The organism is Pseudoalteromonas sp. G5_S1_14_S5 (genome assembly GCF_054968605.1).
Genome location: NZ_JBQKUM010000058.1, coordinates 23,395 through 31,458, shown reverse-complemented (window position 1 = coordinate 31,458; position 8,064 = coordinate 23,395). Strand labels below are relative to the sequence as shown.

At 42.8% G+C, this 8,064-nt stretch carries 5 protein-coding genes and 1 riboswitch; of the genes, 1 reads left to right on the top strand and 4 read right to left on the bottom strand.

Annotated features, from left to right (window positions below):
- Window positions 1-142: 142 nt before the first annotated feature.
- Complete coding sequence (locus tag ACTRWI_RS16465) at window positions 143-1,513, bottom strand: alanine/glycine:cation symporter family protein (RefSeq protein ID WP_499132872.1); 1,371 nt, start codon at window positions 1,511-1,513, stop codon at window positions 143-145.
- Between the two features lie 129 nt (window positions 1,514-1,642).
- Window positions 1,643-1,762: riboswitch (glycine riboswitch) on the bottom strand.
- A gap of 529 nt (window positions 1,763-2,291) precedes the next feature.
- Here ACTRWI_RS16465 and ACTRWI_RS16460 point away from each other — a divergent pair.
- The gene (locus ACTRWI_RS16460) at window positions 2,292-3,026 is read left to right on the top strand and encodes a hypothetical protein (RefSeq protein ID WP_499132871.1); all 735 of its coding nucleotides are present in this window, start codon (window positions 2,292-2,294) and stop codon (window positions 3,024-3,026) included.
- Between the two features lie 582 nt (window positions 3,027-3,608).
- Here the strand turns inward: ACTRWI_RS16460 and ACTRWI_RS16455 are convergent.
- The 3 genes from ACTRWI_RS16455 to ACTRWI_RS16445 form a co-directional block, all read right to left on the bottom strand.
- Window positions 3,609-5,150, bottom strand: coding sequence for an alanine/glycine:cation symporter family protein (locus ACTRWI_RS16455; protein ID WP_499132869.1), 1,542 nt, complete (start codon window positions 5,148-5,150; stop codon window positions 3,609-3,611).
- Between the two features lie 550 nt (window positions 5,151-5,700).
- Window positions 5,701-6,870 (bottom strand): ABC transporter permease, encoded by a 1,170-nt coding sequence (locus tag ACTRWI_RS16450; RefSeq protein WP_499132868.1) that lies wholly within the window; start codon window positions 6,868-6,870, stop codon window positions 5,701-5,703.
- Window positions 6,867-8,057, bottom strand: a complete 1,191-nt coding sequence (locus tag ACTRWI_RS16445) for an ABC transporter permease (protein WP_499132866.1) — start codon at window positions 8,055-8,057, stop codon at window positions 6,867-6,869. Before ACTRWI_RS16445 ends, ACTRWI_RS16450 begins: the two co-directional genes overlap by 4 nt.
- Window positions 8,058-8,064 lie beyond the last annotated feature (7 nt).

Sequence of the window (8,064 nt, the reverse complement as noted above, 5' to 3'; positions counted from 1 at the left end):
GTGGCAAGGTTTATTGAAAAGATCTTATAGTATTTTAGGTTAATTATTTAAGTAATGTTTTAGTTAATTTACTTGACTGGTTAACTTAATAAATAAAAAGCCCGCATTAATTTCGGGCTTTTTATTCTAAGAATTATCTCACTTAAAACTTTACTGCGTTATAGTCGCTTGAAGTGCTCAGTGGTTTGAAAAATAGTTTAGTTTCTTCGATAACCACATGACGTAACGTGAGAAGGCCGATTAGGTTCGGAATAGCCATTAGGCCGTTCACGATATCTGCCATTATCCAGATCATATCAAGCTTCAAGAATGCACCAGACGCGACTAGCGCAATGAAGATTACTTTGTAAGGTAAAACTGCTTTGGTACCCAGCAAGAACACAACGCAGCGCTCACCGTAGTAGTTCCAACCTAAAATTGTTGTAAACGCAAAGAAGATTAAACCAACAGACACTAGCATAGGGCCTAATGTTTCTGCGTTTAGACCAACAGCAAATGCATGAGTGGTCATCGCAGCGCCAGATAAGTCAGCCTGCCAAGCACCCGTTAAGATAAGCGCCAAACCTGTCATCGTACAAATAATGATGGTATCGAAGAAGGTGCCAGTCATAGAGACAAGGCCTTGTTTCACACATGAATCTGTTTTTGCAGCCGCCGCAGCCATTGGTGCGCTACCTAAACCAGACTCGTTAGAGAATACACCGCGTGCAATACCAGACTGGATTGCTAGCATGATACTCGCACCAAAGAAGCCACCTGTTGCTGCAGTATTAGTCAACGCAGAGGTGACGACAAGAGTAACGGCATTCATAAGTTGGTCTGCATTTGAAATTAGAACACTTAAACATGCGACGATGTACATAACCGCCATAGTTGGAACGACTTTTCCAGCCACTTTAGCGATAGTTTGAATACCACCCAGTGTAACTACTGCCACCAACACTGTAAGTACGACCGCTGACATTTCGCGTGAAGCACCAAATGAGATTTCTGTAGCATCTAATATTGCGTTTACTTGTGGAAAGGTGCCGATACCAAAACATGCAACGCCTAAAGCGAATACAGCGAACATAATCGCCAAGATTTTTGAGCCCACTCCGTATTGCAGGTAGTACATTGGGCCACCAACCATCTCGCCATTGCTACCCGTTCTGCGGTATTTTACGGCTAGTAGACACTCAGCGTACTTAGTCGCCATACCAAATAACGCGGCAAGCCACATCCAGAATAGAGCGCCAGGGCCGCCAATCTTGATTGCGGTCGCTACACCAGCAATGTTACCTGTACCAATAGTTGCTGACAGCGCGGTACACAAAGCGGCAAAACTTGATACGTCACCCGTACCTGATTTGTCTTTGCTGAACACCATTTTTAGCGCGGTTGGGAGGTATCTAAACTGGAGTAAGCCTAAGCGAAACGTAAAGTAGATGCCTGTACCCACTAGCAGAATAAGCAGTGGTGGTCCCCAAACGAATTGGTTGATGGTTTGTAGTGTAGCTTGTAGGTGGTTCATAGATTCCCCTTAATAAATTAGAAACTTAAGGAGAAGAGGGAAGGCAGTGCAGATCGAAGGGATCGGTAACACCACTTAATACATACGGATTTCTAGATAGAATTCTTTTGTTAATTAAGGCTTGTTGCTTTCCACTCCTCTGTCCTTTTGCCTGAGAGTTTCACTTAGCGAATCACTTTTAGATAAGTGATGGACACTAAGCTTGCTCCTTCGGCGACCGATTGAACGGTTCTCTCCAGAGGTTCCTCCAACGACAGTCCTCACTTTTCCGGATTTCTCCAGCATAAAGCACCTGAAAGATTTACTTCTTCGGCGGGTTAATCTAACTAAATGTTAATATTTAGTTAAAAACCACTCTCCTGCAGTCTTCATTGGAACAATTACCTGACTTATCAGATAAACTGTAGGTGTATCCTAGATCATATAAATTGTGATGTCAGCTACAAAATATCTGTTTGAACAAATGTTGTTCAACTAAATGATCAAACAACGCGACTCTGACGTAACTTGCTTATTTAAATGGTATAAAATAGAGAAACAAGGAGGAGTTATGACTCGACTAATAGCGATTGTTTTTTTATTGGCGTTGGCATTTGTACTGTTTCGTTATAGGACAAACGAAAAAGTACAAAAATGGGTGGTAATAGTTATCGTTAGTAGCTTCCTTTTGTATACTGCCAGTCTAATGATTTCGGAATTAACTCGTTAGCACTGTTTGGTATAACTTAATCACTCGGTGACATTGTAACGTTTAACATATATTTGGGAGTACCCGCTAGTGAACCAGCAGCCTGGACAAAGCGAACAAGATGAAGTGGTGGTTATTGAAGAACGCGATAAGCGCAGTCAGCTCTATGTCGGTATCGCTGCCGTTATTGGTTTGGCTCTTGGTGGCTTGATTGGTTCGTCAGTGACAGCTTCCAAGTGGGAATCTACTTATCAGATACTCGAAACTCGTTATCAAGAATTGAGTGTAAGCAAAACACAGTTGGTGTCTTCTGTTGAAGCGAAAGTGGCAGAATTTGATAAAGAAATCGATGCTAAGGTTGAAGCGGCTTTGGCCGAGCAAGCAGAAGCGCATCAAAAAGAACTTCAAGACCTTGCTAAGCAATCTGTTGTGTTAGAGAAAGCGAATTATTCACTAGAGCAACAGTTAAACGAGCAGAAACAGACATTAGATAAAACAGAGCAAGATAACCAGAAGCTAAACCGTCAGGCAGATATGCAGTCGACTTTGTTTGAGCGTTCTCGCGAACTGTTCCGAAAAGAATTACAGATCTCTCAAGAGCTAGAAAAGCTTGAGAAAGAAAGAGAGACCATTGAGCAGAACCTAGGATCATTGAAGAAAGCGTGTGATGTTTTCTTAGATGGTACGTCTTGGGACGCCAAGTCTGACGCTTGTGAGAAGCAAGATAACGCGAATTCCCGTCTCAGCGACATCAGACAAATGATTGAAGTTCACACCATGGATCTTGAGCAAATCAAAGCCCTAACTGAAGAGATGGGCTTGTAGGTTAAACGCTAAGTCATCACTCTTTAATCTTTATTTTTAACACCCACATCATGCAAATGGTGTGGGTGTTTTTTTGTTGGTGCTAAGTGGTGAGACGAATGTGTCTCTTTACTAAGAATGCTTGCATCAACCTCTCCGCCATTTGTGATTGGTGCTATATATTTAACAGCTTCATGTGACTAGTTGAGTATTTGGTGACTTTGCGCGCATATTTATAGACGTTGTAAGCCTCATAGTGATTCAGTTCTGGGATGAATTCGCGGCCTGTTGTTTTTTGATTAGGCCATTTCAATGGGGAGGGGTAGACCATGAACGAATATCAGTGTGAGAATTGCACCGTAGCTTATTGCTTTGATGACTGTAACTCGTCATTAGCGCAACGAGATATGATTGATGTGGAAGAGGCGGTTGAACGTATACAAGTATGCCAAGATCCTGAGCAGCGTAAACAGGAAAATTTAGTTACAAAAAATCCCCACAAGCGAAGCTGGTAGGGATTTTCATTAAGATATTGTTCTGTTCTCGCTTTCTCAAGCAAAGGGTATTACCAAAGTTTTTAGAACAGTGCTAATTAGCGAATGATTACTTTTCGTAGGTTTTGATTTCACCTGATTTCACACGAGCTACAAATGATTGCAGTTCTTTCTTAACAACAGGCATCAAGAAGTAAAGACCTAGGATGTTAAAGATAGACATTGCAAAGATAGCTGCATCAGAGAAGTCGATTACCGCGCCAAATTGGATTGTTGCGCCAATTACAACGAACACGCAGAACATCACCTTGAAAACCAGTTCCGTAGCCTTTCCTTCACCGAATAGGTAAGTCCATGCTTTAAGACCGTAGTACGACCAAGAAATCATAGTAGAAAATGCAAACATGATAACGGCTAGTGCCAATGTGTATTTGAAGAAACCTGCAGTTTCAGTGAACGATGCCGCAGTTAGAGTTACACCTGTTAAACCTGAACCATCGAATGGGCCTGTGTTCAAGCCAGCAATAGTGATAACCAATGCAGTCATAGTACAAATGATTACTGTATCAACGAACGGTTCTAGCAGTGACACTAGGCCTTCAGTGATTGGCTCTTTTGTTTTAACTGCTGAGTGAGCAATAGCAGCAGAACCAACACCCGCTTCGTTCGAGAAGGTAGCACGTTTCAAACCTTGAATTAACGCACCAATGAAGCCACCAACGACACCTTCACCAGTGAATGCTCCTGTAAAGATTGCGCTAAATGCAGGACCAACTTGATCTAGGTTAGAACCGATAACAACCACAGCCATACCGATATATAGCGCGGCCATCCAAGGGACGACTTTTTCTGTTACCGATGCAATAGAAGGCATACCACCAACAATCACAGAGAAAACAAGAGCCGCTAGTACAAGGCCAGTGATAACACCGTACTCACTTGGGATATCAAACGCGTACGTTAGCATTGCATGAGCTTGGTTAGCTTGGAACATGTTACCACCACCCAGTGAACCTAAGATACACATGAGTGCGAAACCGACAGCCAGTACTTTACCTAGCCCACTTAAACCTCTTTCACTAAGGCCTTGGCTGAGGTAGTACATAGGACCACCCGAAACAACGCCTGACGGCAAGATAGTTCGGTATTTAACACCTAAAGTACATTCACAGAACTTAGAAGCCATCCCTAGAAGGCCACACAAAATCATCCAGAATGTTGCACCAGGACCACCGATCGCAAGGGCTGCACCAACGCCGGCAATATTACCTAGGCCTACGGTTCCTGACAGAGCAGTGGTGAGGGCTTGAAAGTGAGAAACCTCGCCATCTTCTTTCGATTTAGGGTCGGTATACTTACCTTTGATGATATCGATAGCCATACCGACACGTTTAAATTGTACGAAACCAAAATAAACCGTGAAGACCATAGCTGCGAGTAATAGCCAGCCTACGATGATAGGGAAATTAGCTTCACCTACCGGTACACTTTTAAATATTAATCCAACGAACCATCCTGTGTATTCGTTGAAAAATCCATCAACACTTTTACTCAAATTGCTAATAGCTTGATTAAATGATCCTTCTTCTGCAAATGCACTGGAACTAAACAATAATATAAACCCAAAAAATAATTCTCTTATGTTTTTCATGGCTTTCCCTGTCTTTTTATTAAATTATGTTTGTTTCTGTTGTGTTTGTTTTATATTTCAATAGCTCACTTATCCCTTCGGTAGCAAAAAATGCTTTGTAGCCAAGTCGAAATGCGAAATAAATGTAACTATTAATCACGTTTTATATGGATATCCTTTCGGCACGTGCACCATTAAGACTATGATATTCCGCTTACCACGTCTTATTGACAACCCTATACATAAAACGAATGGCGTCAAAGAGATTTTTACAATAAATTTACAATTATTCGTGTTTTGTCGTCTTTTGGGAATAAGTCGATGATTTTTTGAGTCGGAAAAAGCATATAAAAGAACAATACTCACAGCATGAATGGTCTCATGTAGGCTCTGTAACTATGTTTGAAACGGCCTTTAATAAATCAAGTCTGTGATGTTTTTACCTCGGTAGACTAAATCAGTGAAGGTAGGTTTGCGGTTACTGGTCGTAAGAACTTAGGCCAGCTTTAAGGCTGAAGGTAATAAAAAAGCCCTGAATTAGGGCTTTTGGATTTTCGATGGGTTAATCGGTTCAACGGCTATGGTCGGTAGCATGGTTAACGACGCTTTTGCTTGATTTGTGGTAGAGCTTAAGAGCAAGCAACGATCCCCATAGAGCGACTTGCCCCCATAATAACGTCCATTGAGATACCACTTCTTGCCACGAAGCGCCCATTTGGTTTAAAGCTAAGAATCCTTGAATCGCAGGCGTACTTGGGAAAAGTTGTGATAACAGTACCAGCCAATCTGGCATCATCTCGATAGGCCAAATAAAGCCAGAGGAGAAAATGAGTGGCATTGAACTGATCAGTACAACCACAGTCACGAGTTCTCTTCTTGGTACTAATTCTCCGATAAAAATCCCAATTAAACAGCTAGCCAATAAGAAGGGCAGTAACAAGGTTAAAATCTGTGAGATAGCGGCGAGCAAGTTTATGCCGTACATCGAAAAGCTGGCGCCGAAGTAGTACATCGATAACAAGTAGTAAATACCCACTAGGGTGCAACAACGAGCAAGGATAAGTTTGGCTGGAGAGGTTTTACTCCAATAACCGAACGGAGACTGCGCATTTTGTGTCGCACCAACCAACCCGGATGCCATGGCTAGAGTTTGCTGAAGGATCAACACAAAGACAGCCGGAACCACGTAATCTATGTAACCCATACGACTATTGAAAGTAGGTTTTAGATTTAGGTTAAATGCACTGTAACCCTTGGCAGCGGACTCTAAAGGCACACCTTCAATTAAGAGGTGGCTGACCTTTACTTGTGCCGCTAGCGTGCCGCCAGCCTTCGCAAGCCCTTCAACTATAGTGCCATAAACCAAGAAGTAAGACGCATCGCCTGCATAAGAGAGCGTTGGACTTTTCCCTAGCAGTAGGTCTTTGTAGAAGTCTTCAGGAATGACGATGAACCCACCAATTTCTTGGTTAAGCACAGCCTGTTTCGCGTCAGCAATAGTGGAGTCACGGCGAACCAAATCAATTTGAGAGGTCGCATCGACCATTCGCTCCAAGTGGTAGCTACTTTGGCTCTTGTCTAGGTTCACCACTGATGCTTTTAATTGTTGAGGTACTTGATTGGCGTAGGGCAGCGGGTACAAGAATGAGTAAAAGACCACACCACCAAATACCGTAAGCAATACAACAGGGTTACGAAGAACTGCCAGTAACTCTTGTTTCAGCAATTGAGTAAAGCTCATTGATTTACTCCTTGATGTTCTGCTTGCGCTAAGTGCTTTTTAATCAATAAGATCACCACAAAAGCAGGAATAACATACCAAAACATTGAAGTGAGGTTCATCAGCGATTGCGCAGCGCTCACACCGTAACTGGACTGAGCCGTTTGTACTTCAATGTAATGACTAATAGGCAATAGGCTTCTCCAAACCTGGGCTGCCGTATTCATGTCAGTGACAGGGAAGGTGATTCCCATAAAGGCAAAACTTGGTGCCGTAAATGCGCCCGCAAAACTCATCGCTCTTGCTGGATCAAGCGTCAAGAAGAAGAACAAGCAACCCATAATGATACAACTAATAACCGTTAGTAACTGTGCAATGGTTAATGCCATAAAGCTGCCGTTAAATGGCCACTCTAAAAGGCGATAAAACCAAAAACTAAAGACAATACCGAATCCTAAAAACAGCACAGCATAAGGGGTCAACGTCGATGCAAGTGACTTAACAGGAGAGTGAGATAACCATGCTTTTAACCCACGCGCGCGTACATTTGCAGTCAATATCAAAATTGTTCCCACTACAATCATGATCTGCCATAAAGCAGGAATAACTGCAGATACCAAGAACTGAGCGTAACTGGTGTTCTTGTTAAACAATGGGGTGATTTGGCTTTGTATTGTGACAGCTTGCCCCAATGCAGATTGTACCGTGGTGTCTCCGTGTGAAAGCTGTCTAACCACTTCGAGTTGAGCGTTGAACGTGCCCTGAGCTTGCAGTAGAGCCGCATTCACCAGTTTACCAATCAATATAAATTGGCTGTTGTAGAACACGGATACCTGCGGGTTTAGCCCAAGGTAAAGGTCTCGGTCAAAGTGTCTAGGTATAACAACATAGCCGTAGATATCACGTTCAACCATGGCTTTAGCTGCTTCACTTGCAGAGCTGTATTTCTGAGTGACCTGCAGGGTAGGTGAGGCATCGACTAAGCGAGTAAATTGCTGTGAAATTTGGCTGTGTTCTAAGTCAACCACGGCAACAGGCAAATCACGGGCGATGCCTTGTGAAAAGATCAGCCAGATACTTGCAGCAAGCAGCAAGGGTATCCAAGTTAAGCATGACAGCAGCCATTTGTCTTTACGTACAATAGCCCACTGTCTAAGCAAATTCCTTTGCGCTTTGTGATGCTCTGGTAAGTGAGAGTTAGCAGACATACGTCAC